Here is a 24,858-nt window from a genome sequence, read left to right as displayed (position 1 = left end):
ATCAACCCTCGATATGACCGCAAGCGCAATGGACCGCAAGGCTCCGGTGCGTTACCACTGGATCAGCGAGATTGGTTACCACGGGAGCGCCCCCGCCTTGTCATCCCTTTCCGGTTCCGTAATGGCCTCCGGCTCCGTCGAGAGCGTGGCTTTGCCGGCCCTGCTGGATGGCTGGCCCGGCCCCGGTCTGGCGCTGGATGCGCAGGGGCGGCCGCTGGTGCTGAACGACGCTGCGCGCCTGCTGGCGGAACGCCATGATGGCTGGCTGGCGGAGATCGGCCGCTGGGCGGCCATGGGCGGGCCGCAGACCGAACCGCACCGGTCGGTGCCGGTGGAGACGGGTAGCGGGCCGGGCGTGGTGGAGTTCAATACCGTGCTGCTGCCCGGCGGCAGCGTGCTGTGCCTGGGGCGGGAGGTGACGCTGGAACGCCGCCTGCGCCACGCCCTGACGGAATCGCGCCAGCGCTACAAGGATCTGGTCGATATCTCGTCCGATTTCGCCTGGGAGGTGGGGCCGGACGGGCGCTTCGTCTTTGTCTCCGCCGCCGGTGCCATCGGCTATCATCCTGACGACCTGATCGGGCGGCACCCGTCGGAATTCGTGCTGTCCGATTTCGCCGACCAGCCGCTGCCCTTCGATACCGGCGTGGCGATCGAACGGACGGAGGTCTGGCTGCGGGGCAAGGATGGGGAGGCGGCCTGCCTGATCTCGTCCGCCGTGCCGCTGATCGGGGCGCAGGGCGACTGGATCGGGGCGCGCGGCGCCTGCCGCGACATCACGGAGGCGCGCGTCAAGGGCATGGAACTGGCCCAGGTCCGCCTGCGCGAGAAATATCTGGGCTATATCGTGTCCTCCACCCGCGACGATGTCGATCCCGGCAAGACGCTGGAGATCGCGGTGGGCGTGGCGGTGAATGCCACGGGGTCGGGCGGCGCCCGCCTCTATGCCCGCACTGGCGATGCGTTCATGGAAGCGGCAGCACAGCTGGCCATGCCCGTGGACATTGCCGACGCCATCGCCCCCTTCCTGGAACAGGTGGCGACCCGGCCCGATCCGGGCACCACCATGGTGGCCGGTTACGGCATGCTGGCCACCCGCACCCTGTTCCGGCATGAGGTGAATGGCGCCATCCTGGTCTGGCGCGGCGACGGCCAGGAATGGAACGAGGACGATTTCTCCATGATCCAGGCCATCGCCGACCAGGTGGGCGTGGCCGTGGCCCAGGCCCGCTATCAGGAACGCCTGAAGACCCTGTCGGAGCGCGACGGCCTGACCGGCCTCTATAACCGCCGTACCTTCATGGAACTGCTGGACGGACGGCTGGACAAGCAGACCGGCGGCGCATCCGCCCTGCTCTATTTCGATCTCGACAATTTCAAGGCGGTCAACGACAAGCTGGGCCACGGGGCCGGCGATGATGTGCTGCGCGCCGTGGGCGAGCTGATTGCCCGTCTGGCCCGCGCCGGCGACCTGGCCGGACGGCTGGGCGGGGACGAGTTCGTTCTGTGGGTCGACCGCGTCGATGAGGAACAGGCCATCGCCGTGGCCGACCGGCTGCTGCGCGAGGCGGCGGAGTTCCTGCGCCCGCTGTCTGCCTCTCCGGAAAAGCCGCTGGGCGTGTCGGTGGGCATCGCCCTCTATCGCGGCGGGTCGGGTGAAGCGGCGCAGGGCCTTGTCGACCGGGGCGACCAGGGTATGTATGCTGCCAAGCGTATGGGCAAGGGCCATCGGGCCCTGGCCCCGGCGCTGGCGGCGGGATGAGAACAGGCACGGGTCCGCGATGAAGGGCAACTCCCCCACCCCCATGGATTACGATACCGCCAAGAAGCTGGCGGCCAGCGATGATGCGGGCCAGCGTCGCATCATCGCCGCCCGCGCCGACATGCAGCCGGAAATCCTTTTCTATCTGGCCAATGACACCAGTGCGGAGGTGCGGCGCGAGATCGCCCGCAACAACGCCACCCCGCGCCAGGCCGACCTGCTGCTCTGCGGCGATCCGGACGAGGAGGTGCGGTCCGGTCTGGCGGCCAAGATCGCCCTGCTGGTGCCGTCGCTGCCCGCCGACCGGGTGGGGCAGCTGGAACGCATGACCATGGACATTGTGGAGGCTTTGGCCCGCGATCAGGCCATCGCCGTGCGCCGGGTGGTGGCCGACACGCTGAAGGACCAGCCGGGTGCCCCGCCGCACCTGATCCAGCAACTGGCCCGCGACCTGGAACTGTCGGTTTCCGGCCCCGTCCTGCGCCATTCGCCGCTGCTGACCGACGACGACCTGCTGTCGATCATCGGCAGCCAGCCGATGGACGGCAAACTGGTGGCCATCGCCCAGCGCGCCGGGCTGTCCGGCGGTGTGTCGGAGGCCGTGGCCCGCACGCAGAGCGAAGCGGCGGTAGCGGCCCTGCTGGGCAATGCATCGGCCCAGATCCGCGAGGAGACGCTGGACCGCATCATCGACATGGCCCCGAAGTTCGAGCCCTGGCACGGCCCCCTGGTGCGCCGCCCCGCCCTGCCGCCCAAGGCCGCCGCCCGCATTGTCGGCTTCGTGTCCGAACAGTTGATGAAGGTGCTGGAAAACCGCGTCGACCTGCCGCCCGACGTGCGCACCGCCGTACGCAACGCCGTGCAGGAACGCGCCCGCGCCGCCAACCGCGGCGGCGGTGCCGAACCGCTGGGCATCGCCGAGGACGAGGCGGAGGAAGCGCCCAAGGAACGGCCCATGGAACGGGCCAAGAAGGCACATGCCGCCGGCAAGCTGGACGAGGATATGGTGGCCGCCGCCTTGACCCAGGGCGACCGCGGCTTCGTGCTGGCGGCCCTGTCGGTGCGCTCCAACATCCCGCTGGACGCCGTGGACAAGATCATCGGCGGGCAGAGTGCGCGCGGCGTCACCGCCCTGTGCTGGCGGGCCAAGCTGTCCATGCGGCTGTGCCGGCAGATCCAGCTGCGTATCGCCAACATCCCGCCGACATCGGTGCTGAACGCGCGTGACGGCACGCATTATCCGATGTCGGACAGCGAGATGAACTGGCAGCTGGAATTCTTCGGGCTGAAGGCATGAGGCCATGAGCGGCGCCGCTGATCCGGATACCGCCCCCCTCCATCCCGGCCCCGTGGGGCTGATGGCGGGCACGGCGGCGCGCCGGGTCATGCAGTCGCTGATGCGCACCGGGCAGGAGGCGCGCTTCATCGGCGGCTGCGTGCGTGACGCAATCCTGGGCATCCAGGCGGCCGATGTCGACATCGCCACGCCCCTGCCCCCGGACGAGGTGATGCGCCGCCTGCGCCAGGACGGCATCCGCGTCATCCCCACCGGCATTGACCATGGCACCGTGACGGCCCTGACCGAAGGATCGTCGTTCGAGATCACCACCTTGCGCCGGGATGTGGAAACGGATGGGCGCCACGCCACCGTCGCCTTCACCGACGATTGGCTGGAGGATGCGTCGCGCCGCGACTTCACCTTCAATGCCATGTCGCTGACGCCGGAGGGGGAGTTGTACGACCCGTTCGCCGGGGTGCGCGACCTGAAGGCCGGCCGCGTGCGCTTCATCGGCCAAGCGCGGGAGCGCATTGCCGAGGATGTGCTGCGTATCCTGCGCTTCTTCCGCTTCCATGCCCGCTTCGGTCAGGCAAGGCCCGATCCGGACGCCGTGGCCGCCTGTGTCACCATGGCGCCGTTGCTGCCGTCGCTGTCGGGAGAGCGGGTGCAGCAGGAGGTGATGAAGATCCTGGCCCAGGACCGGATGGTGGAGGTCTGGCGCCTGATGATGGAATGCGGGGTGGTGGCCCAGATCCTGCCCCAGGCCATGAACCTGACAAGGCTGGCCGCACTCGACCGGCTGGAATGGCTGGTGGGGGAGGCGCATCCCATGGCGCATCTGGCGGCCCTGCTGCCCACCGGCCTGTCGGCGGCGGCCGATGCGGCGGAGCGTTTGCGGCTGTCCAACACCAACCGCGATTATCTGCTAGGCCTGTGCGCCCCGCCCGTGGATGTCCATCCCGACCTGACGGTGACCAGCCGGCGACATGCGCTGCAGAAGCTGGGGCCGGAGACCTATCGCGACCTGCTGCTGCTGTCCGCGGCCACGCGCGGCACACCGGCCGTGGAACTGCTGGAGGCCCTGGCCGAGGCGGCGGTGTGGATCGTGGTGCCCTTCCCGCTGAAGGGCCGCGACGTGCTGGAACAGGGCATCACGCCGGGGCCGGAGGTGGGGGTGATGCTGGCCGGGGTGGAGGGCTGGTGGGCCGCCCGCGAATACCGTCCCACGCGCGAAGAGTGCCTGGCCGAACTGGCCCGCCGCATCGCCGACCGGCAGGCCCGGGAATGAACAGCCTGGACTTTTGCGCCATGCTGCCCCTGGACACGGGGGCGCGGTCGCGGCATCACTTGGTTATTGGCGGACGCGGGCAACAGTCGGCATCCGGACCCTGGGAGACGCGAAATGCGGGCCAGTGACATCGATGGCGTGCTGGCCTTCTGGTTTCAGGAGGCGGGGCCGGCCAAATGGTTCGGCGGCGGGCCGGATTTCGACGTGGCCGTGACCAAACATCTGCTGGCCGCCCATCTGGCCGCCGGCAATGGCGATCTGGCCGACTGGGCGGAGGCACCGGAAGGGGTGCTGGCCCTGTGCATCCTGCTGGACCAGGCGCCGCGCAACATGTTCCGTAACACGGCCCGCGCCTTTGCCACCGACCCTCTGGCCCTGGCCATCGCCACCGACGCCATCGCGCGCGAACAGGATTTGATGCTGCCGGAAGACCAGCGCCTGTTCATCTATCTGCCGTTCGAACATTCCGAACAGATCGAGGATCAGCGCCTGGCCGTGCGCCTGTTCGCCAACCGCACCCGCGACCCCGCCTTGCTGGACTATGCCTGCCGCCACCTGGCGGTCATCGCCCAGTACGGCCGCTTCCCCCACCGCAACAAGGTTCTCGGGCGGGAGAGTACGGAGGCGGAGCTGGCGTATCTGGCCATGCCGGGGTCGGGATTCTGAGGGCGGCGCCCTACGCCGCCACGCCCCGCGCCGCCACCGCCCCCTCGGCCTGGGCCACCAGGTCGGCCAGAATCTCCGCCACCGGCTGTTCGCGCGTGACCATGCCCACCGACTGCCCGGCCATCAGCGAACCGTTTTCCACATCGCCGTCGATCACGGCGCGGCGCAGCGCGCCGGCCCAGTAATGCTCGATCTCCAGCTGGGCTTCCTTCTGGTCCAGCTCCCCACGGTCGAACCGCCCGATCACCTCGCGCTGCTTATCCATGAAGCGCTTGGTGCCTTCATTCTGCAATGCCCGCACGGGGATCACCGGGAAGCGGCTGTCCAGGGCCACGGACGCGATGGCATCGCGCGCATTGCCGCGGATGAAGGCGTGCTTGAACTTCGGATGCGCGCGGCATTCGGTGGCGCAGACGAAGCGGGTGCCCAGCTGCACGCCGGCCGCCCCCATCTCCAGATAGGACAGGATGGCCTCCCCCCGCCCGATGCCGCCGGCCACGAAGACCGGCACATCGCGGATTTCCGGCAATATCTCCTGCGCCAGGACGGAGGTGGAGACGGGGCCGATATGGCCGCCAGCCTCGCTGCCCTCAATGACGATGGCGTCGGCGCCGCTGCGGATCAGCTTTTTGGCGATGACCAGGGCCGGGGCGAAGCACATGACCTTGGCGCCGCCATCCTTGGCGGCCTTGATCGCCGTGCCGGGCGGCAGGCCGCCGGCCAGCACGATATGGCCCACCTTCTCCTCCAGGCATACCTGGACCAGCTGTTCCAGCTGCGGATGCAGGGTGATCAGGTTCACGCCGAAGGGCCGGGTGGTCAGGGCCTGCGTGCCACGGATCTCCGCGCGCAGCAGGTCGGGCGACATGGAGCCGGACGCGATCACGCCGAAACCGCCGGCATTGGAAATGGCCGCCACCAGATTGCGATCCGACACCCAGGTCATGGCACCGCCCATGATGGCGAGGTCGGTGCCGAGAAAATCGCGGCCCCGCGACCAGAGCTGATCCAGATGCTGACGTGCGGAAGACATGGCGGCGGGGGCCCCTTGCATACAAAAACAAACCACAGGATCGGGTTCACTACCGTTCGCAAGGTGAAGGGTCAAGGGGCTGACCCGTCCCCGCATGCTCGGCATCCGCTTACGCCCTCTCCCGCTCACCTCTTCTGGCAGTTGGCCTTGTCCTTGGACAATTCCCGGCAGACCAGTCCGGTGCTGGATTTGAAGCTGCCATCGGTGTTGCGGCGGATGGAGATCTTGTTGGAGAACTGCACCCAGCCGGCACTGCCCCAGTGGGAACGGATGCCGTTGGAGAAGGTCAATGTGCCGTCGGGGAATTTCACCACGGCGACCTGATCCTTGAAGGTGATACGGTCCTGATCCAGCCGCGCCACCTGGCCGTTGGAACAAAGGATCATCTCCTCCGTCCCCTCCTGCCTCGTGCAGACCAGCGGGTCGCCGCCCGACAGCACCATGGCGAAGATCGTCACTTCCAGCACGTTCAACGGCATTGTCTGCCCCCGCTCCTTGAACCAATACCCACCGCCAGGTGGGTTGGCGCGGTACGAGCGCCCGCGACCCCATGGTCGCGTAAGCCCAAGCCCACGGAAGTGGGCGCCCGGCGCCTGAGGGACATCTTGACGCCCCCATTCAGTATCCTAAATCCGGGCCAGGATGAAAATACGCCGGAAGGGGAAGAGGGTGCTGCCATCCGCCTCGCGCGGATAGGCCTCTCGCAATGCCACGCCATAGGCCGCACGGAAGTCGGCGGCCAGAGCGCCCGAGAGCCGGGCCATGACCGGCAGCAGCGCCGTGGCCGACACCCATTCCAGCACCGGGTCATCCCCCTCCAGCTCCTGAAGATAGTCGGTGTGCCAGATATCGACGCTGGCGCAGTGCGGGCGCAGCACCCGCCAGTAATCGGCGGCACTCAGCACCGATCCATGATGCAGCGCCCCGGTCAGGCTCGGCGCCCAGGGCTCCCGCCCCGCCAGGTCCAGCAGCAGCCGATGGGAGGGGGCGGCGACATTGTCCGGCATCTGCACGGCCAGCACCCCGCCCGGCGCCAGCTGCCGCACCAGCCGCGTGAACAGTGCCTCATGGTCCGGCAGCCAGTGCAGGGCGGCGTTGGAGAAGATCAGATCGGGCGGCATATCGGGCCGCCACTCGGCGATGTCGCCCCGCTGCCAGTCGATACGGGATGCTTCCCGCCCCGCCTTGGCCAGCATGGCGGGGTCGCTGTCCAGCCCCATCACGGCGGCGGCGGGGAACAGGTCAGCCAGCTGCCGGGTCAGGTACCCCGTCCCGCAGCCCAGATCGACCAGGGCACGCGCGGCGATGGGCGGGATGGCGGCCAGCAGGTCGCGACCGGGGCGTTCGCGCAGCGCGCGATAACGCTCATAGAGATCGGGGTTCCATTGCATCCGGTCCTCCATTGCGCGCTTTTTCCATATGGTGACGCGAAGTGGAAGGCGGGGCAAGACTTACGCGGTTGGCGTTCCCGAAAAGTATGATAAATACGCCCTCAACCTGAGAAGCGGGAGCGGGGTATGGAAGCGGGATTTGGCACAGGGTCCGGGCATGCCCCATCGCGCCGGGCCTTGCTGGCCGGGCTGACCGGACTGGCGGAGGCGGTCCGGCTGAAACCCCGCATCGCAGGACGCCTGAAACTGATCGAACATGGCGACCTGCTGCCCGGCGATGATGGCGGTTACATCCCCGTCCCTGGTGGCCGCCCCCAGCGCATCTATACCGGCATCGACACGCGGCTGACCTTTGCCGACATGTTCGCCAAGTTCACCGCCTTCTCCTGAGGAATAGACATGATCCCCGCCCCGTTCCGGACCCTGGTGCGCATTGCCAAGGACACGCCCGGCGTGCCTGTGCTGCTGGCCGATTTCAACCCGGCCTTCCTGCCCCACTTCTTCAGCTTCGCGGCGGGCAAGTCGCTGGGCCGCTTTTCCTTCTGCCTGGTCAATCCGATGGGTCGCGTGGTGCTGTCCTATGCCGATCCCTGCACGGTGCTGACGGCCGACCGCACGGCCTTGGCCAAGGCCGCGACGGCGGTGCAGATCGGCTATGGCTCCGACATCTGGGGAGAGGGGTTCAATCCGCAGCTTGCCGGCTTCCCCGGCCTGTGCGCCTACAAGGGGTCGCGCGCCCTGCTGGCGCCGGGTGGTGCGCAGCCGCTTTATCTGGGCTGCCTGGGCGTCAGTTCCGGGGCGGCGGGCGATGATGATCCCCTGTGCCAGATATTGGCCGATTTCATCCTGGCGGAAGCCGCCCGCGACCCCGGCGGCGTGATCGCGCTGGCGTGACCGCGCCGTCGGCGATTGAAACCGCGTGTCAGCGCCTGGGGTCCGCCTGCACCGGGAAGGACGCGACCGCGCCGGCCAGCCGGTCGGCCAGTCCCGACAGGGCCTGCGTCGTGGCCCCGGCCACGTCGGCGGGGGCATTCCCGGACAGCCCCACCGCCACCTCCTCGCTGCCCGCGCGGACGGCGCGGGGTTCCCCCCGGCTGCCCACCAGGGTCCAGCGGGCCAGCAGGACAAGGCGGCCATCGGCCGGATCCATGCGGATGATCTCCACGCTGAGATCGGCATCGGGGATGCGGCCATCGCCTTCGATCAGCAGATTGCCCGGCCCCAGCCGCGTGTCCAGGGCACCGGCCAGCACGCGGGTGGTGCCATCACCCAGCCGTTCCGCCCATTCGGTACCGGGGGCCACCACGACCTCCCCGCCGGCCCGGCGCGTCACCACCGTCAATCCGTCGAGATATCCCGGTATCCGGACCGGCCGCAGCAGCACGGTGGTGGTGGCACCCGGAGCGGGGGTCATGGCCGGCGGTCCCGCCGCCGGCAGGGCCAGCAGTGCCGGCGGGTTGGACGCGCAGGCGCCCAGCGCCAGCAGGCCGGACAGCAGCAGCAGGGAACGCAGCGGGCGGGTCATCATCATGTCATCTCCCCCGGACAAGGGTGCTGGGATCACGGTCGACACGTTCGGACAGGCTGCGCAGGCGGGCGGCCGTGGTGGCCAGATCGTCCACGGCCCGCTGGATCTGCACGGCGGTGCGCCCGCGCGGGTCCAGCAGGGCGTTGGCACCGTCCAGCGCGGTGTCGGCGCGGTCCATGGTGACGCGAGCCGCCGCACCAGTGGCCGTGACCTCCTTCTCCAGTGTCTTCGATAGCGACCGCAGCGACGCCATGGTCTGGTCCATCGATGCCATGCTCCTGTCGATGCCGCCGCGCGCGGTGCCGGACACAGCCGTCACCTCATTCTCCACCGTCGCCAGGGTCTGGCGCAGCTGCACCAGCAGGGCCGGCAATTCCACGATGGTCTGCTTGAATTCCGGCTGGGCCAGGGTGTCGGTGACGGCATCCAGCGCCTTCTGGAAGGACGCGATGGTCTCATCCAGCTTCACGCGCTCCAGCTGCTGGGTGAAGGCCTCCAGGTCCGTGGGCACGGTGGGTATCTGCGGCGTGTCGCGCCCGGCGGCCTCCACCACCCGGCCATTTTCCCGGAAATCCAGTTCCACCATCAGCTGGCCGGTGACGAAGCTCTGCATCACCAGCTTGGCCGTCAGGCCCTTCTTCACCAGCATCGGCACCAGGTCGTCGCCCTCGTCCGGCAGATCGGAACCGAAGGTGGCCACGGTGCCCGGCACGATATCCATGCCGACGCGGATGATGAAGCTCTGGGTCTGTGGATTGACATGCACGCCCATGCTTTCCACCGACCCCACCCGCACCCCGCGGAAGGTGACGGGGGCGCCGATCTGCAGGCCGGCCACGGAACTGTCGAAGAAGCTGACCGCCTGCAGGCGCTGCGCCCACAAGGTACTGCCGCCGAAGAAGGCGACGGCCGCCGCGGTCAGCAGCAGGGCGCCCAGCACGAAGGCGCCGATGGCGGTGGGGCTGGGTCGCTTCACGATGATGCCTCCGTCTGCGAAGCATGGGGGGACAGGCCGTGCCGGGACAGGAATTCGCGGACCTTGTCGCTGTCGGCGTCGCGCGCCAGCTCGGCGGGTGGGCCCAGGGCCGTGGGCTTGTGTTCCTCCCCGTCCAGGAACAGCATGCGGTCGGCGATGGCGTAGAGGCTTTCCAGCTCATGCGTCACCATGACCACCGTGATGCCCAGCCCGTCGCGCAAGGTCAGAATCAGTTCGTCCAGACGGCGCGACGACAGCGGGTCCAGCCCGGCCGACGGTTCGTCCAGGAACAGCACTGACGGGTCCAGCGCCAGGGCGCGGGCCAGGGCCGCACGCTTGCGCATGCCGCCCGACAGGCTGGCCGGCAGCCGTTCCTCATGCCCCGCCAGCCCGACCAGGGCCAGCTTGAACCGGGCCAGCGCCTCGCGCGCCGCCGGTTCGGCATGGCCATGCATCTCCATGGGCATCAGGATATTCTCCAGCAGGGTCATGGAACTCCACAGCGCCCCGCCCTGGAACAGGATGCCGAAGGGCGGCGGGCCCCTGTCCTCGCCAGGTTGGAGGTCGCGTTCCAACGGCTTGCCGTCGAACAGGATGTGACCTTTCAGCGGGCGCAGCAGCCCGACCATGCTTTTCAGCAGCGTGCTCTTGCCCGATCCGCTGTCGCCGACAATGGCGAAAATCTCGCCCTGCGCGATCTCCAGGTCGATGCCGCTCTGCACCGGCTTGCCGCCATAGCCAACGGCGACGTCCTTCACGCTGATCCGTGCCGTCTCCGCCATAGTCAGATGTCCAGCGCGTTGGCGCAGACGGCGAAGACCGCGTCCACGGCGATGATGGCGACGATGGCATTGACCACGGCCGACGTGGTGGCCTGGCCGACATCCGCCGCACTGCGCCCGGCGCGCAGGCCACAGCGGCAGCCGATCAGCGCCACCATGGCTCCGAACACCAGCGCCTTGGTGCCGCCGATGGCGAAATTCGCACTTTTGACGGCAGCCTGGGTTTCCACCATATAGCCGGTGACGGTGATGTCCATCATCGGCACCGCCACCATCATCCCACCCAGCAGCGCCACGGCGCAGGCATAGACATAGAGCAGCGGCATCAGCAGGGCCAGGGCCACCACCCGTGGCAGCACCAGGAACTCCTCCGGCGGGATGCCCAGGGTGATCAGGGCGTCGATCTCCTCATTGCCCTGCATGGTGGCGATGCGGGCGGCGAAGCTGGCACCCGTGCGGCCGGCCAGCACGATGGCGGTCATTACCGGCGCCAGCTCGCGCACCGACGCGATGCCCACCAGATCGGCCACATAGATGCCGGCCCCGAAGGCCCGCAGCTGCACCGCCCCGACAAAGGCAAGGATCGCCCCCATCAGCAGGTTGACGATCCCGACGATCAGCAGGGCCCGCGTGCTGCTTTCCGCCAGCACATCGATCACCTCGTTCCGGCGCACCTTGGCCTTTCCGGCCATGAAGCGCGGCAGGCGCAGCACCAGCTCCCCGATCAGGGTCAGCATGGCCTTCAGTTCCGCCCATTCACCCAGCGCCCACAGGCCCAGCCGCTTGCGCAGGCCGGGCGGCGGCTTCTCCGCCGGTGGGTCCGCCCCGTCGCCCGCCAGCGCCAGCAGGCTGGCCATTTCACGCGGGACGCCTTCCAGCTTGATTTCTGCCCCATGCTTGCGCAGCCGGCGCAGCAAGGCGGCCAGGAAGGCGGCGTCCACCGTTCCCCATTTCCACTCCGCCGGCCCTTCCACCCGCAGCGTGGTGACGCCGCCGGCGGGCAGGTCCACCTCGTCCGGCGGTCGGGCCAGCCGGTCGGCGCCGATGCCCCCGTCGGGCACCGTCAGCACCAGCACATCGCCCTCACGCCGCAACCCATTCTCCATTTGTCATCCCTGGCCGTCGACGCAACGCCACGGGCGCTCCGTCTTTTGGTGTACAACGGGCGGGGCAGGCATTGGGTTCCCAGGATAGCGGTTGAAATTATTAAGGAGAGTGATGCCCGCTACTTCGCCTCGCGCAGCGCCTTCAACTCTTCCGCCGGCACCGGGTCCTCATACTTGTTGCCGAAATGCGTGCGGATATAGGTGACGATGGCGGTGATCTGTTCGTCATCCATCTCGTGGCGGAAGCTGGGCATGGCCTTCGACCCGTTCAGGATCAGCAGGGCCGGATAGGCCCAGGCCGCCAGATTGCCATTGTCGGCCAGGGCGGGATAGAAACCCGCCCCGGTGCCGCCCTTGCCATCGGGCATATGGCAGCCGGCGCAGACCGCCTTGTACAGCGCCTCGCCATCCCGCTGCGGGAACTTGGTATAGCCCAGCAGGTTGGCATGTTTGGTGGCCGTCGCCTGGGCGGAATCCGCCGCATGGACACTGGCAGGAAGAAGGGCCAGCACAATACCGGCCGCAATGATCTGCTTTCTCATCGTCGATCTCCTCACGCGGCCAGGGCGCGGCGGTGCAGGCGGGTAACGGCGTCCAGTGCCGACAGGATGGCCCCTTCCTGCCAGCCCGGCAGGTGCGAGACATGATCGCCGGCCAGCACGATGCGTCCGTCGATCTCCGCCAGGTCGCGATAATGTTTGGCCCGCAACTCGGGCGTCCAATGGGCAGCACAGCCCATGGTGGTCGGCGACCGGTGCCAGCTGACCGATACGCCATTCTCGAACTCCGCCTTGTACTGGGGATGAATCTTCGCCCCTTCCTCCACCGCCAGCTTCACCCGGTCGGCCGCCGACAGGGACGCCGGCTCGAACGCGTTGGTGCCATAACAGAAACTGCCCAGCAGCACGCCCTTGCCCGGCTTGTTGAAACCGGTGCTGGGATAGGAGATCTGGCGGATGGGCAGGTCGGTGAAGGTGATGCCGCCATAGGTGGCCTCATCCTCCTCCCAGAAGCGGCGCTTGAACTGCAGGCCGGTCTTCACCGCCGCCGAATAGGGCACCCCATCCATGCCGGCCTTCATCTTCGGCCCCACCTGCACGTCCAACTGGCTCAGCACCGTCAGCGGCAGGGCGCAGACGCACCAGTCGGCCGTGGCCTGGCGCTGGTCCTTGCCGGTGCGGGCATCGACATAGGTGACGCTGACACCCTTGGCATCCTGCCGGATGGCGGTCACCTTGGCGTTCAGCGTGATGATGTCGGTCAGTGTCTTGCCGATGGCCTTGGGCGTGGCGTCCATGCCGCCCACCGGCTGGAAGATGGTCGAATGCCATTGATGGGTCTGGCCGAAGGTCAATGCCCGCCAGACATCGGAGCGCAGCAGGTCGGACAGTGCCAGCGGTTGCCCGCCCTTGGGCTCCGGCATCAGGCCGCCGCCCTTGTTCACCTCATATCCACGCCGTTCGGCACTGGTGATGCCGGCCGTGTATTTATGATTGGCGTCCAGCGCCCCCCATTCCTTCAGGGCGGACAGCAGGATCTCCTGATCCTCCCGGCCCAGGGCCTGATCCAGCTTGTCCTGCTGGGGAACCTTGGACAGCATCTCGGCCAGATGCCCCTGGAAGTCGGCCTGCACCTCGCGGAAGCGCTGCGGTTTGCCGCCAAAATAGGCGGATGAATGCACATAGGCATTATAATTGACCATGATGAACGGTTCGAGATCGACGCCGAACCGTTTCGCATAGTCCAGATATCCGCGATGATGGTACGGAATGCGCCAGGGACCGGGATTGAGATACAATCCGGGGGCGAAACCGCAGGTCTGGACCTCACCCCCCAGTTCGGTGATGGTGTCCCCACCCCGCACAGTCCAGGCGCGGCCGCCCACACGGCCATTATATTCCAGGATCTGCACCTGATAGCCGGCATTGCGTAATTCCAGGGCCGACACCAATCCTGCCCAGCCGGCACCCAGCACGATTACTTTGGCCCCTTTGGGCGCACCTTGCAGTTTGATGGGGCCGGTATATTGGCTGTCGGCGGCATGACCCAGGCTGGTCATGGCCTGATACATGGCGCCCGCCCCGGCAACGGCGCCAATCATACGAAAGAGATCACGGCGCTTGAATGTGGACCCGCCTGTCGTCTCGCTCATACCCACTCCTGATCGCTGGGGGGCCGCCATGGCGGCGGCCACCGGCCGGGAAGTGGCCGACCCGCCTTGCGCGGGTGGACCTGGGCATGAGCTAGCAATCCGTCGGCCAAGTGCCGGGAACGCATTGCGGGTGGCATGCTCAGCCCCGACCCTGCCGATCCTGCCAGCGCCGGTGGATCAGTTCCGCCGCCGCCAGATCGGACAGGCCCGTGCCCACCGACTTGAAGATGGTGATGTCATCGGCCGACCGGCGGCCAAGGGCCGGATCGCGGATCACCTGTTGCAGCAGGACGATCCTGTCCCGGACCAGGGCGCCATTGGCCAGCGGCGTGACGATATCCCCGGACTCGGTCACCGCTGTCCAGCTGTCCACCACCAGGGTGCCCGTCTGCATCAGGCCATCATCGGCCTCGCGCATCGATGGGGTGAAGCTGCCGACCATGTCGACATGCGTGCCGGGCCGGACATCGGCACCGCGGATCAGGGGCTGCTGGCTGGAGGTGGCGCAGCTGATGATGTCCGCCTCTGCCACGGCCTGCCCCAGATCCGTGACGACGGCAATCTCACAGCCGAGATGGTCCAGGCTGCGGGCCAGGGCCTGCACCTTGTCGGCCGCGCGGCCCCAGAGCCGGACACTGCGGATGGGCCGCACCGCCAGATGCGCCGCCACCATGCAGGGCGCCAGACTGCCCGTGCCCACCATCAGCAACCGTTGGCAATCCGGGTTCGACAGCAGGGAGGCGGCCAGCGCCGACACCGCCGCCGTCCTGACCAGGGTCAGGGCAGCGGCGTCGAAGATCGCGGCGGGAATGCCGGTGCGCCCATCCAGCAGCAGATAGGAACCATTAATGCTGGGCAAGCCGATCGGCGCATTGCCGGCCATATAGGCGATGACCTTGACACCCATATGCCCGCCTTCACGCCAGGCCGGCATCACCAGCAGCATGTCCCGCCCGTCGCCCGGCAGCGTGTAATGCAGCCGGTCGGGCACGGTGACACCCTGGCCAAAGGCAGCGTGCAGCGCCTGCACCAGGTCACCGGGCCTGGTCAGGTCATGGATATCCCGGCCACACAGCAGCACCGGCTGTCGATCATCGATCATTCCCCGCTCCCCCTGACTGGGACCGTTCCGGCCCTGCCGCGTGCGCCCGCGACGGGCGGTGCGGATCACACCCCTTCGGCCAGTTCGTGCAGGGTTTCCAGATCATTCAGCCGGACCTTGCCGCCTTCCAGCAGGGAGATGGCGCGGCTGGTCTTCAGCTGGGTGAAGGTGCGGCTGACCGTTTCCGTGGTCAGGCCCAGATAATCGGCGATGTCAGACCGGCTCATCGGCACATGCACGGGATTGTCGGCATAGCCGCGGCGCCGGGCGCGCTCCGACAGCATCAAAAGGAAAGACGCGATGCGTTCCTTGGCGTTCTTGCGGCCCAGCAGCAGCATCTGGTCCTGGGCGGCCGCCAGTTCACTGGACGCCATGGCGAACAGCCGGCGCTGCATCTTGGGATAATCCTCCAGCAACCCTTCCAGCCGGCGGCGGGGGAAGCGGCAGAGCGTGGCCGGGGTCACCGATTCGGCCGAATAGGCATAGGTGTCGTTGATCGACAGACCCAGGAAATCGCCAGGCAGCAGAAAGCCGGTGATCTGCCGCCGCCCGTCGGGCAGCAGCTTGTAGAGCTTCATGGTGCCGGCGGTGACATTGAACAAGGTATCGGCGCCGTCGCCCTCCGCGAACAGGGTGTGGCCGGCATCGACCTTCACAGAGACCAGGATATCGGCAAGACGCTTCAGTTCATCCGGTTCCAGGGCGGAACAGACCGACATGGAGCGCACGGGGCAGGCATTGCAGGGGGTGATATCGATGCGGGCGGCAATGGCGCTTTCGCGTGTGCAAGCATGTTCAGCCAACGCCATCTCCGGCTCCCCGATTTAGCATCTCTCCCGGACTTCCATCCGAAAACAGCATGCGCCCATTGAACATGATCCGCAACGCGCCGCAAAGCGGACGGAATGTCTCAGTCAGGTTCGCCGGCCAATCGAAGGATTTCATAATGGTTGGCCAATGAACACATATCCAGACGATTAGGCCGATGGAGCCGACGGCGCCTTGATCTAGATCAAGGCAGACCCCCATGCAGATCGGTTACCGGTTGAATGCTGCCGTTATCTCCCGATCGGCGGCGCGCCATGTTCAGACAGACAGAGACTTCGCCGTGCAGATCTCGCCGGAACGGGTGACAATGTCCGATCGTTTTTCCGTCAAGCCGCTGGATCGCCGGCGCATTGACCAGGCTTGGCCTCTGGTACAGACCGGGCGGGCGGCCCATGACCGTGACGCCTGGCGCCACTATGCCGCAGCCTTGCTGGACCTTGCCGATGGTGGCATCCGCACGGTGGAGGGAGACCATGGCTATATCCACGGCATCTACGCCTTCCAGGTGCTGCCCAGCCCAAGGCATGGCAGGGTGCTGCAGGTGGACATGTTCCTGGCCATGGACCTGATCGAGCCGGAGGCACCCATCGACCTGCTGCTGGACGACATGGACCGCATGGCCGGGCACCTGGATTGCGGTGCCGTGCACCTGCATCTGCCGCAGCGCGAGGGGATCGGCGCCAGCGTGTCCATGGCCTTGGCGCGCGCGCTGGAGCATGGTCATCATCGTGAGGATCTGCGCCTCTGCCGGCCATTGGTATGATGTCTTATGAATGGCAGGGTGGCCGCCTTGTGGCTTGAGCCGCAGACGGTCCCGGCGTTATTTTCCGCGCCATGACCGACATTTCCGCCGCAACGGCCCCCGCCCCCACCGCTTCCGAGACCGCGTCCAAGCCGGCCGCCTTGCCCGTGATCCGCATCCAGGCGGGCCGGCACAAGCGCGCCCAGCATGGCCATCCCTGGGTCTATTCCAACGAGGTGGACATGGACAAGGCGGCCAAAGCGCTGCCGGCCGGGTCCGTGGTGCGGGTCACCGATGCCGGCGGGGCCACGCTGGGTATCGCCGCCTTCAATCCGCACAGCCTGATCTGCGCCCGCTTCCTGACCCGCGATCCGGCGGAGAGCATCGATACCGCCTTCTTTGCACGCCGCATCCGCCGCGCCCTGGAAATCCGCGAACGGCTCTATGACCGGCCCTTCTACCGGCTGATCCATGCCGAAAGCGACGGGCTGCCGGCCCTGATCATCGACCGGTATGGTGACGTGGTGGTCGTCCAGGCCAACAATGTCGCCATGGATCGCCGCCTGCCCATGATCCTGGCCGCGCTGGAGGAGGTGCTGAACCCCGCCGCCATCGTGCTGCGCAATGACAGCACGGCCCGCACCTTTGAGGGGCTGCCGGAAGAGGTGAAGGTGGTCAAGGGCTCTGTCGAAGGGCTGATCCCGCTGGAGGAGAATGGCGCCACCTTCTTTGCCGACCTGTCGGAAGGGCAGAAGACCGGCTGGTTCTTCGACCAGCGTGACAACCGCGCCTTCATCGCCGATCTGTGCAAGGGCAAGTCGGTCGTCGATTTCTATACCTATGCCGGCGGCTTCGGCGTGCTGGCCGCCAAGCGCGGTGCGGCGCATGTGACCCTGGTCGACCGTTCTGCACTGTCACTGTCCATCGCCACCAAGGCGGCGGAGGCCAATGGCGTGGCCGACCGGGTGATCGTGCAGAAGGGCGATGCCTTCACCCTGATGGACCAGTGGGTGGCGGAAGGCCGGACCTTCGATGTGGTGATCGCCGACCCGCCGGCCTTCGTGAAGTCCAAGAAGGACCTGGCCGTGGGCAGCCGCGCCTATCGCCGCATGACCAAGGCCGCCGCCCGTCTGGTCGCACCGGGCGGCATGCTGCTGGTGGCTTCCTGCTCCCATAATATGGAGCCGCCCCTGTTCCACGCAGAGGCCGCGCGCGGTCTGAGCGATGCCGGCCGCCAGGGCCGCATCCTGCGCTTCGCGGGGGCTGGCAGTGACCATCCGGTGCATCCGCTGCTGCCGGAGACGCAGTATCTGAAGGCGATGGTGTTCGCGCTGGATTGAGGGCTCTCGCCCTCACACCCGAAACCGCACCCCCTCACCCGCACCCTCCGTCGCCGCCACGGGTACCACCCCCTGCGCCGCCAGGGTCTGCAGGATCAGGGTCACGCTGCCCCGGTGCGGTTCGTGCCGGCCGCTTTCGAAATCGCGGACTGTGCTGCGCGACAATCCCGACGCCTGGGCCAGCTGTTCCTGGCTCCAGTCCAGCAGGCCGCGCGCGGCGCGGCATTGCGCGGGGGAAAGTTCATGGGGCACGGGTTGTAATCCTGACACAATCAACCATATTGGATGATATTGGATCAAATGGTTGAGAGGTCAAGGTCCGAGTGTCGTTGACCCGGTGTTGAAAGGCAGGCCCCCATGCATGACGTGCCCCTGATCACCACGATCGTCACCGCGTTGGCACTGGCATTCGTTTTCGGGACCGTCGCGCAGAAACTGAAAATCTCGCCCCTGGTGGGCTATTTGCTGGCGGGTGTCATGATCGGGCCAGGCACACCGGGCTATGTCGCCGACATGAATCTGGCGCCGCAATTGGCGGAGATCGGCGTCATCCTGCTGATGTTCGGCGTGGGCCTGCATTTCTCGGTCAAGGACCTGATGTCGGTGAAGGCCATCGCCATTCCCGGCGCCATCGGCCAGATCGGCATCGCCACCCTGATGGGCATGGGCCTGTCCTGGGCGATGGGCTGGACCCTTGGAGCCGGCCTGGTCTTCGGCCTAGCCCTGTCGGTCGCCTCCACCGTCGTGCTGCTGCGTGCGCTGCAGGAGCGGCGGCTAGTGGAAAGCAAGCGCGGGCGCATCGCCATCGGCTGGCTGATCGTGGAGGATTTGGCCATGGTGCTGGCGCTGGTATTGCTGCCGGCCCTGGGCGGGCTGCTGGGCGACACGGCCGGGGCCGAGGGTACGGAAGCCGCCGCCGCTTCCAGCCTGTCCACAGAGCAGCTGATCACCGTCATCGCCATCACCCTGGGCAAGGTCGCCGCCTTCGTGGCCCTGATGCTGGTGGTGGGCACGCGCGTGATCCCCTGGGTGCTGCACGAGGTGGCGCATAGCGGCTCGCGCGAGCTGTTCCGGCTGGCGGTGCTGGCCATCGCGCTGGGCGTGGCCTACGGTGCTGCCACCCTGTTTGGCGTTTCCTTCGCGCTGGGGGCTTTCTTCGCCGGCATGGTGCTGTCGGGCTCTCCCCTGTCGCACCGCGCGGCGGAGGAATCGCTGCCGTTGCGCGATGCGTTCGCCGTGCTGTTCTTCGTGTCGGTCGGCATGATGTTTGATCCGGCCATCCTGATCGAACGGCCGCTGCCAGTGCTGGCCACCCTGCTGATCATCGTGTTCGGCAAGTCCATCGCCGCCTATCTGATCGTGCTGGCCTTCGGCCATCCGCGCAGCACGGCGCTGACCATTTCCGCCAGTCTGGCGCAGATCGGCGAATTCTCCTTCATCCTGGCGGCCCTGGGCCTCAATCTGGGTCTGTTGCCGCAGGAGGGGCATGATCTGGTGCTGGTGGGCGCCATCCTGTCGATCCTGCTGAACCCGGTGATGTTCACCCTGATCGACAAGTTCGGCCACAAGCTGGAGCCTGCGGTGGCCGACCCCGCCGCCCCGGCCGCACCGGAACCCACGCGCGAACCGATTCCCGCCACCGGCCTGACTGACCACGCCATCATTATCGGCCATGGTCGCGTGGGCAGCCTGATCTCCGCGAAGCTGCGCGACGAAGGGGTCCCCTATCTGGTGGTGGAGGACAGCCAGAAGCGCATCGACAGCCTGCGTGAGCAGGGGGTGGAGGTCGTGGTAGGCAATGCCGTGCTGCCCGACGTGCTGTCGGCCCTGAACCTGCCCGGGGCCAGGCTGATGTTCATCGCGATCCCCGGTTCCTTCGAAGCGGGGCAGATCATCCGCCAGACACGGGTGGCCAGACCGTCGCTGCCCATCATCGCCCGCGCCCATGCCGATGAGGAAGTGATCTACCTGACCCAGAACGGTGCCAGCACCGTGGTGATGGGCGAGCGCGAAACGGCACGCGGCATGATCGCCGAGGGCCTGGCCAGCATGCCCCCCGCGGCGACCGCCATCCCCGCCATCGATCTGCTGGTGGAAATGGACGTGCCGCCGCCGGCCGGCGATCAGCCCACCGGACCCTCACCGCAGCCAGCCTGACCATATCCGCGCGCTGCCCTTCCCATGGCTCTGCGACTGCAGGTGGCGGGAAATGCCGGGAATCGTGCACAGGCCGCGTGAACGGATTTGCCCTCCGGCCGCATGTTGCGTAGCATTTGAATGAAATGCCGTCGGCGGGGTGCGCGTAAACGGCGGTGCGGGTCTGGGCGGTCCATGGCGGACAGTGTGGCGGATAGGGATGGGGAAGTAGCGTCGGCCGGCCTGCCGCCGGCCTTGCCCTATCTTGACGATTTCTCCGGCGAAATGCCGCCGGTGGTCGAATATCCTACCCTTTCCGGCTCCTCCCTGGTCGGTGCGCTGGACCTTTACGGTCTGGCCGAACAGGTGCTCTCGGCCGAACATCACCTCATCAATGCCCAGGACCCGGTGCAGCGGCTGCTGCTGCTGACCACGCTGGCCTGGTACAATCGCCAGCGCGATACGCGCGCCGCACTGGAGATGGTGGGCGAGGCCATGGGGCTGCTGCCCTATGCCACCGGCGCCAATGAACGGGAACTGCGCCGCCTGACCGCGCGCCTGCTGCTGATCAAGGCGGAGGCCAAGGCCCTGTTCGCGGAGCTGGATCAGGCCGAAGCGCTGCTGGAAAGTGCCCGCGCCACTTTCCGCCAGATCGGCGATCTGCTGGGCGAGGGTGATACGGCCATGACGGAGGCGCTGCTGGCCCTGGACCGGGGGCAGAGCCGCCGGCGCATCCAGGCGCACCGCAACGCCAACAGCCTGTACCAGCGGGCCGGCGACGCCATGCGCCAGCAGATCGCCCAGGCCTGGATGGCGCGTGATGCCCTGTTCGGCGATGCCCAGGCCGCGGAGGCGCAATGGGCGCCGCTGCTCCCCAAAGGTCCCCTGCTGGAACATCCCGGTCTGGATGCGGTCGCCGCCTATTTCCATGGCGGCGTCTGCTTCGCGCATGGCGATTTTCAGAAGGCGCTGCGCCATTATCAGCGCGGCTGCGACCAGGCGGTGCTGGCCGGGCAGATGCGGCTGGCCGTGCTGCTGGCCGGCAATGTCGGGGCTGCCCACGCCAACCTGAACGATTATGTCAGCGAGTTCCTGTGGCGGGAGCGGGCGCATGTCCTGGCGCGCGGCACGGGCTGGCCCGCCGCCGTGGGCCAGTGCCTGCGCGGCATGGGCGACACGCTGCGCCGGTTGCAGCAGACGGGCCGGGCCCGCCATCTGCTGCTGGAATCGCTGGAATGGCTGGCACCCTTCGGCCGGTCGCGCAACCATGCCATCGCCTGCCAGTATCTGGGTGACCTGGAACTGGATGTGGGCGACCCGGCGGCGGGGCTGCGCTGGTTCGACGATCTGCTGGATATCGCCGATGACCTTGAACAGACCGACCTGCAGGCCGAGGCGCAGTGCGGCCGGGCCCGGGCCCTGACCCTGCTGGACCGCTGCGCCGATGCCGTGACGGCGGCCGATGCCGCCCTGGATCTCGTGCGCGGGCGTGGCGACCGCTGGCGGGAGATCGACGTGCTGCGGGCCAAGGCCGGAATCCACCAGCGCTTCCCTGACCTCGCCCCGCCGGAGGGCATGGCGGCGGGCGACTCGGCCGCCATCCATTTCCTACGCCGGGCGCTGGACCTGGCCGAGTCGATCCAGGGCTACACGGCATCGGCCGACCTGTTGTCGGCCCTGGCCAGCGCCTATGAGGCGGCGGGAGATATGGGCCAGGCCCTGCATTGGGAACGCCGCGCCGGCCAGGCGCGCGGCATCATCCACAGCCGGGAGGTCAGCGACCGGCTGCTGGCCATGCAGGCCGGGTTCGAGACGGAACGGCTGAAGGCCGAGGGCGATTACCACCGCCAGCTGGCATCGGCCGAGGCGGCGCGCGCCGCGGCCCTGCACGAGGCGACGCAGACCCTGGAACTGCTGGGCCGCATCGGTCAGCAGATCACCTCCACCCTGGATGCGGAAGCCGTGTTCCACGCCTTGCACCGCCATGCCGGCACGATGATGGAACTGGACGCCTTCTCCGTCTATGTCGTGGATGAGTCCGGGGAGCATCTGGAACTGCGCTATGGGCTGGAGGGCGGGCGGCCGCTGCCCGCCGTACGGCGACGCCTGTCGGACCCGGTATCGCTGGTGGCGCGGTGCGCGCGCGAGCATCAGGAATTGCTGGTGCTGCGCGGCCCGCACGAACAATCCTCCCCGTCCCACATTCCCGGGACACGCTTCATGCGGACCCTGCTGCTGTCGCCGCTGATGGTGGGCGCGCGCCTGCTGGGCGTGATGACGGTGCAGTCGGCAGCGGAGAACGCCTATGGGGAGCGGGAGAAGCTGATCTTCCGGTCGCTATCCGCATACGGCGCCATCGCGCTGTCGAATGCCGCCGCCTATGCCAAGGTGGACAGCACTTTGTCGGAACTGCGGGCCACGCAGGGAAGGCTGGTGCAGCAGGAAAAGCATGCCTCGCTGGGCCAGCTGGTGGCCGGGGTGGCGCATGAGATCAACACGCCGCTGGGCGTGGCCTTCACCCTGGCCACGCATCTGCAGGGCGAACGCGACGCGATCGCCCGGTCCTTCGGCGGCAATCAGCTGAAGCGCGCCGCCCTGGAAGGGTTCCTGGAAAAGCTGGATGAAGGTCTGCGCATCCTGACCGGCAATCTGGAACGTGCCGCCGATCTGGTGCGCAGCTTCAAGCAGGTCTCCGCCGACCGCAGCAGCGAGGCGCTGCGCACCGTGGATCTGGCCGCCTATGTCGGCGATGTGCTGAAAAGCCTGGAACCAATGATCTGGCAGCGGCGGGTCGCCGTCTCTGTCGACGGGGGACAGGGTCTGGCCATCAGCACCCTGCCCGGCCTGCTGGCACAGGTGGTGGCCAACCTGGTGCAGAACGCCATCGTCCATGGCTTCGCGGGCGTGGACAAGCCGGAGATCCTGATCTCCATCAGCCGGGCCGGGAGCGATCGGGCGGCCATTGCCATCACCGACAATGGCGTCGGCATGCCGCCCGACGTGCAGGCCAAGGCTTTCGACCCGTTCTTCACCACCAAGCGCGACAGCGGCGGCACCGGCCTGGGCCTGCATATCGTGCATAATCTGGTAACGGGTCCTTTGCAGGGCGCCATCGATCTGGCATCGGTGCCCGGTCATGGCACGCGCTTCCTGATCACCCTGCCGGTGGAAGTACAGGCGGCGTGACAACGCCGTCCGACAGGATCGCCGCCGTGAGGGAACAATGATGGTAGCGGCACCATCGCAATGCCCCCATGACATCGAACTGTCATCCCCAGGCTGGACAGGGACCTTCCGTACCGTCATGTTGCGAACGCAAAATAGCGGTCTTCCGACCTTCCGTTCATGCGGGGCGCATCATGCTGAAGGATCTGATCGAAGGGTTCCGGGAATTCCGGCGCACGAATTTCAAGCAGCAGCGCGGCCTGTTCCGCACGCTGGCCTGGGCTGGGCAGAAGCCGAAGGCGGCGCTGATCACCTGCTGCGACAGCCGCGTTGATCCCACCTTGATCTTCGCCGCCCAACCGGGCGACCTGTTCGTCGTTCGCAACGTGGCCAATCTGGTTCCACCCTACAAGCCGAACCAGGATTATCACGGCACGTCGGCAGCGCTGGAATTCGCGGTGCGCGAGCTGGGCGTGCAGCTGTTGGTGGTCATGGGCCACACCCAGTGCGGGGGCGTCGCGGCCCTGCCCAAGGACCGCAGCGACCAGAAATCGGACTTCGTCGATCATTGGATGTCGATCGCGGCACCGGCCCTGACCAAGCTGCGCGCCGAAATGCCGGCCGGGGCGGAAACCGATCTGCCGGAGCTGGAGCGGGCCGTCGTCCGCCTGTCGCTGGACAATCTGCGTTCCTTCCCCTGGATCGCGGAGGCGGAGCGGGAGGGCAAGCTGCTGCTGTGCGGCATGCTGTTCGATGTGGCGGATGCGGAGCTGCATGTGCTGGACAATGCCACGGGGCAGTTCCAGCCCGTCTCCCCGCCGCGCCCGCGTTTCCACGCCGCCGTGACAGCGACCACGGCAGCGGCCGTGGATGGCCGCCACGAAGATGGAACCGTCCACCCATAATCCGGCCATGATCGGCGGCTAGAAAGCTTTATGCGTAAGATGATCCTGGCCGTTCTGGCCGCCGCCGCCCTGGCCCTTCCCGCCGTCGCCGCCCCGCAGAAGGGCAAGGCCCCGCCACCGCCATCCTTGACGGCGGAGGAGCAGGCCCGCCTGCCGGCGGTGGAGGCCTATCTGAACGATATCCGCAGCCTGAAATCGCAGTTCGTCCAGTCCAGCGATGATGGCGCCCCGCTGGCCACGGGCACGTTCCAGCTGCTGCGACCGGGCCGCATGCGCATCGATTATGACGGCAACGGCAACTACATCGTCGCCGATGGCCGCTTCGTCTATTTCTGGGACGCGGAGGTCAAGGAGCAGCAGAACGCCCCCATCGGCAGCACGCTGGCCGATTTCCTGCTGCGGGAGAAGATCGTCCTGTCCGGCGATGTCACCGTCACCCGCATGGGCAATGATGGCGGCCTGCTGGAGGTGACCCTGGTCCAGACCAAGGAACCGGGCCAGGGCAGCCTGACCCTGGTGTTCGAGGAGCGGCCCTTCGGCTTGCGCAAATGGCGGGTGCTGGATGCGCAGGGCCGAACCACGGAAGTGGCCTTGCAGAACCCGCAATTCGGCGTCAGCCTGGACAAGGACATCTTCTATTTCCGCGAAGCCGGCCGCCGCCGCGAGCGGGACTGATC

At 67.4% G+C, this 24,858-nt stretch carries 24 protein-coding genes; 12 read left to right on the top strand and 12 right to left on the bottom strand.

The genetic code is table 11. The features are described from left to right. Positions 1–97 precede the first annotated feature (97 nt). The 4 genes from AC1Q7F_RS17760 (at position 98) to AC1Q7F_RS17745 (ending at position 4,995) form a co-directional block, all read left to right on the top strand. The gene (locus AC1Q7F_RS17760; RefSeq protein ID WP_492509244.1) at positions 98–1,762 is read left to right on the top strand and encodes a sensor domain-containing diguanylate cyclase; all 1,665 of its coding nucleotides are present in this window, start codon (positions 98–100) and stop codon (positions 1,760–1,762) included. 19 nt (positions 1,763–1,781) lie between these two features. Beyond that, positions 1,782–3,059, top strand: coding sequence for a DUF2336 domain-containing protein (locus AC1Q7F_RS17755; RefSeq protein WP_492509242.1), 1,278 nt, complete (start codon positions 1,782–1,784; stop codon positions 3,057–3,059). A gap of 4 nt (positions 3,060–3,063) precedes the next feature. Then, on the top strand, positions 3,064–4,329 hold the full coding sequence (locus AC1Q7F_RS17750) for a CCA tRNA nucleotidyltransferase (protein ID WP_492509240.1): 1,266 nt from the start codon (positions 3,064–3,066) through the stop codon (positions 4,327–4,329). A gap of 114 nt (positions 4,330–4,443) precedes the next feature. After that, positions 4,444–4,995 carry a DUF924 family protein gene (locus AC1Q7F_RS17745; protein WP_492509238.1) on the top strand — a complete coding sequence of 184 codons (552 nt, stop codon included), beginning with the start codon at positions 4,444–4,446 and terminating at the stop codon, positions 4,993–4,995. A gap of 10 nt (positions 4,996–5,005) precedes the next feature. Here the strand turns inward: AC1Q7F_RS17745 and AC1Q7F_RS17740 are convergent, their stop codons facing one another. The 3 genes from AC1Q7F_RS17740 to AC1Q7F_RS17730 form a co-directional block, all read right to left on the bottom strand. After that, a complete protein-coding gene (locus AC1Q7F_RS17740; RefSeq protein ID WP_492509236.1) occupies positions 5,006–6,028 on the bottom strand; it encodes an NAD(P)H-dependent flavin oxidoreductase in 1,023 nt (340 codons plus the stop codon). A 125-nt stretch (positions 6,029–6,153) separates the two neighbouring features. Further along, on the bottom strand, positions 6,154–6,507 hold the full coding sequence (locus AC1Q7F_RS17735; protein WP_492509234.1) for a hypothetical protein: 354 nt from the start codon (positions 6,505–6,507) through the stop codon (positions 6,154–6,156). A gap of 147 nt (positions 6,508–6,654) precedes the next feature. Then, positions 6,655–7,419: a methyltransferase domain-containing protein gene (locus AC1Q7F_RS17730; protein ID WP_492509232.1), complete on the bottom strand. Its 765-nt coding sequence runs from the start codon at positions 7,417–7,419 to the stop codon at positions 6,655–6,657. Between the two features lie 126 nt (positions 7,420–7,545). Here AC1Q7F_RS17730 and AC1Q7F_RS17725 point away from each other — a divergent pair, with 126 nt between their 5' ends. Beyond that, positions 7,546–7,809, top strand: coding sequence for a hypothetical protein (locus AC1Q7F_RS17725; RefSeq protein WP_492509230.1), 264 nt, complete (start codon positions 7,546–7,548; stop codon positions 7,807–7,809). Positions 7,810–7,818: 9 nt separating this feature from the next. Beyond that, the gene (locus AC1Q7F_RS17720) at positions 7,819–8,313 is read left to right on the top strand and encodes a hypothetical protein (RefSeq protein WP_492509228.1); all 495 of its coding nucleotides are present in this window, start codon (positions 7,819–7,821) and stop codon (positions 8,311–8,313) included. Between the two features lie 28 nt (positions 8,314–8,341). Here AC1Q7F_RS17720 and AC1Q7F_RS17715 read toward each other — a convergent pair whose 3' ends face one another. From AC1Q7F_RS17715 to AC1Q7F_RS17680, 8 genes are all read right to left on the bottom strand, one after another. Continuing rightward, on the bottom strand, positions 8,342–8,950 hold the full coding sequence (locus AC1Q7F_RS17715; protein ID WP_492509226.1) for a PqiC family protein: 609 nt from the start codon (positions 8,948–8,950) through the stop codon (positions 8,342–8,344). 1 nt (position 8,951) lies between these two features. Next, positions 8,952–9,923 (bottom strand): MlaD family protein, encoded by a 972-nt coding sequence (locus AC1Q7F_RS17710; protein ID WP_492509224.1) that lies wholly within the window; start codon positions 9,921–9,923, stop codon positions 8,952–8,954. Continuing rightward, positions 9,920–10,705: an ABC transporter ATP-binding protein gene (locus AC1Q7F_RS17705; protein ID WP_492509222.1), complete on the bottom strand. Its 786-nt coding sequence runs from the start codon at positions 10,703–10,705 to the stop codon at positions 9,920–9,922. The genes AC1Q7F_RS17710 and AC1Q7F_RS17705 overlap by 4 nt, the downstream gene beginning before the upstream one ends. Before the next feature lie 2 nt (positions 10,706–10,707). After that, positions 10,708–11,811, bottom strand: coding sequence for an MlaE family ABC transporter permease (locus tag AC1Q7F_RS17700; protein ID WP_492509220.1), 1,104 nt, complete (start codon positions 11,809–11,811; stop codon positions 10,708–10,710). A gap of 119 nt (positions 11,812–11,930) precedes the next feature. Beyond that, positions 11,931–12,353, bottom strand: a complete 423-nt coding sequence (locus AC1Q7F_RS17695) for a c-type cytochrome (protein ID WP_492509218.1) — start codon at positions 12,351–12,353, stop codon at positions 11,931–11,933. An 11-nt stretch (positions 12,354–12,364) separates the two neighbouring features. Further along, a complete protein-coding gene (locus AC1Q7F_RS17690) occupies positions 12,365–13,963 on the bottom strand; it encodes a flavin monoamine oxidase family protein (RefSeq protein WP_492509216.1) in 1,599 nt (532 codons plus the stop codon). Between the two features lie 139 nt (positions 13,964–14,102). Next, a complete protein-coding gene (gene lhpI / locus AC1Q7F_RS17685; RefSeq protein ID WP_492509214.1) occupies positions 14,103–15,065 on the bottom strand; it encodes a bifunctional Delta(1)-pyrroline-2-carboxylate/Delta(1)-piperideine-2-carboxylate reductase in 963 nt (320 codons plus the stop codon). A gap of 65 nt (positions 15,066–15,130) precedes the next feature. Then, positions 15,131–15,874: a Crp/Fnr family transcriptional regulator gene (locus tag AC1Q7F_RS17680; protein ID WP_492509212.1), complete on the bottom strand. Its 744-nt coding sequence runs from the start codon at positions 15,872–15,874 to the stop codon at positions 15,131–15,133. Between the two features lie 326 nt (positions 15,875–16,200). Between AC1Q7F_RS17680 and AC1Q7F_RS17675 the strand changes: the two genes are divergently transcribed. Then, complete coding sequence (locus tag AC1Q7F_RS17675) at positions 16,201–16,656, top strand: hypothetical protein (RefSeq protein WP_492509210.1); 456 nt, start codon at positions 16,201–16,203, stop codon at positions 16,654–16,656. A 71-nt stretch (positions 16,657–16,727) separates the two neighbouring features. Beyond that, on the top strand, positions 16,728–17,975 hold the full coding sequence (locus AC1Q7F_RS17670; protein ID WP_492509208.1) for a class I SAM-dependent rRNA methyltransferase: 1,248 nt from the start codon (positions 16,728–16,730) through the stop codon (positions 17,973–17,975). A gap of 12 nt (positions 17,976–17,987) precedes the next feature. Here the strand turns inward: AC1Q7F_RS17670 and AC1Q7F_RS17665 are convergent, their stop codons facing one another. Then, positions 17,988–18,227 carry a helix-turn-helix domain-containing protein gene (locus tag AC1Q7F_RS17665; protein ID WP_492509207.1) on the bottom strand — a complete coding sequence of 80 codons (240 nt, stop codon included), beginning with the start codon at positions 18,225–18,227 and terminating at the stop codon, positions 17,988–17,990. Between the two features lie 105 nt (positions 18,228–18,332). On the opposite strand from AC1Q7F_RS17665, the gene ybaL reads away from it, so the two are divergent. The 4 genes from ybaL to AC1Q7F_RS17645 all read left to right on the top strand — a co-directional run bounded on the left by ybaL (position 18,333) and on the right by AC1Q7F_RS17645 (position 24,856). Beyond that, on the top strand, positions 18,333–20,132 hold the full coding sequence (ybaL, locus tag AC1Q7F_RS17660; protein WP_492509205.1) for a YbaL family putative K(+) efflux transporter: 1,800 nt from the start codon (positions 18,333–18,335) through the stop codon (positions 20,130–20,132). Positions 20,133–20,306: 174 nt separating this feature from the next. Beyond that, complete coding sequence (locus AC1Q7F_RS17655; RefSeq protein ID WP_492509203.1) at positions 20,307–23,297, top strand: ATP-binding protein; 2,991 nt, start codon at positions 20,307–20,309, stop codon at positions 23,295–23,297. 173 nt (positions 23,298–23,470) lie between these two features. Then, positions 23,471–24,181 carry a carbonic anhydrase gene (locus AC1Q7F_RS17650; protein WP_492509201.1) on the top strand — a complete coding sequence of 237 codons (711 nt, stop codon included), beginning with the start codon at positions 23,471–23,473 and terminating at the stop codon, positions 24,179–24,181. Between the two features lie 30 nt (positions 24,182–24,211). Next, positions 24,212–24,856: a LolA family protein gene (locus AC1Q7F_RS17645; RefSeq protein ID WP_492509199.1), complete on the top strand. Its 645-nt coding sequence runs from the start codon at positions 24,212–24,214 to the stop codon at positions 24,854–24,856. The last annotated feature ends 2 nt before the right edge of the window (positions 24,857–24,858 follow it).

This window comes from Niveispirillum sp. GW835-FHT14G11 (assembly GCF_058793615.1).
Note: the sequence above shows the minus strand (reverse complement) of the source record. Positions and strands in the feature narration are given on the sequence as shown.